The sequence below is a fragment of the Catenulispora yoronensis genome (genome assembly GCF_039531695.1).
Taxonomy (GTDB): Bacteria; Actinomycetota; Actinomycetes; order Streptomycetales; family Catenulisporaceae; genus Catenulispora; species Catenulispora yoronensis.
Genome location: NZ_BAAAQN010000241.1, coordinates 1 through 537, shown reverse-complemented (window position 1 = coordinate 537; position 537 = coordinate 1). Strand labels below are relative to the sequence as shown.

1 protein-coding gene and 1 pseudogene are annotated in these 537 nt (G+C 59.2%); both read right to left on the bottom strand.

Going from position 1 to position 537, the window contains the following annotated elements; all coding sequences use genetic code 11:
* Nucleotides 1-146: nitrite reductase (NAD(P)H) small subunit (locus tag ABD481_RS47080; RefSeq protein WP_344672389.1), on the bottom strand; the 146-nt coding region annotated here is incomplete at its 3' end.
* Nucleotides 143-537 (bottom strand): annotated as a pseudogene (locus ABD481_RS47075) (nitrite reductase (NAD(P)H)); the annotation flags it as partial. The pseudogene ABD481_RS47075 and the gene ABD481_RS47080, both read right to left, overlap by 4 nt.

Sequence of the window (537 nt, the reverse complement as noted above, 5' to 3'; positions counted from 1 at the left end):
AAGAACGGATCAATGTTGCTGATGGCGAATACTCTGTCGTCATGGTAGGGACGGAAGATCGCCACCTGCTGCTGACCGAGCAGGGCGCAGACGCCGGTGGCCGGCAGGATGTCGTCGATGCTGCAGATATTTACCCACTGGCTCATGCTTTTTCCTCCACCAGAGTAACCGGGATACGCTCATACGGCGTGGCCGGGCGGTGCTGGTCACGTTCCGGCACCACCTGAACGTTCGGGTCGCGCTGGTCGCTGTTGATAAAGTGTTTGAAGCGGGTCTGCGCCGCCGGATTGTTGACGGTCTCGGTCCACTCGCAGGCGAAGGCGGCGCGCAGGCGAGCCAGCTCTTCTTCCAGATGGTCGTTCAGACCGAGCTTGTCATCGATGATGACGCTGCGCAGATAGTCGATACCGCCTTCCATATTGTCCAGCCACGGGGCAGTGCGGGTCAGCTTATCGGCGGTGCGGATGTAGAACATCATAAAGCGGTCGAGATATTTGATGAGCGTATCGCGATCGAGGTCCGCGGCCAGTAGATCGG